General features: G+C 63.6%; 1 pseudogene. It reads right to left on the reverse strand.

Annotated elements, in window-relative coordinates:
• Nucleotides 1–186 (reverse strand): annotated as a pseudogene (locus SB751_RS34920) (homoprotocatechuate degradation operon regulator HpaR); the annotation flags it as partial.
• Nucleotides 187–239: the final 53 nt, after the last annotated feature.

A 239-nucleotide genomic window follows, 5' to 3' on the forward strand; every position in this document is an offset into this window, starting at 1 on the left:
GCAGCGCCGCGCTATCTGTCCCGCCTCGAGCGCGTGCGCCGGTTCGCCGTCGAGCACGCGGACAATCCGCCATTGCTGTTCGGTCAGCGCGAATTCCTTGAGAATCGGGCGGAACATGCCCATCAGCGTCTCGCGTGCCTCGAGCAGCAGCATGGCCAGGTTGCGATGGTCGAGCGTACGGTTCATCGGGGTGGGGAATGGACGGGGACGCATCAATCTTAACAGCCGATGGTGACGAA

Source organism: Cupriavidus sp. SIMBA_020 (assembly GCF_046535395.1).
GTDB classification, from domain to species: domain Bacteria; phylum Pseudomonadota; class Gammaproteobacteria; order Burkholderiales; family Burkholderiaceae; genus Cupriavidus; species Cupriavidus campinensis.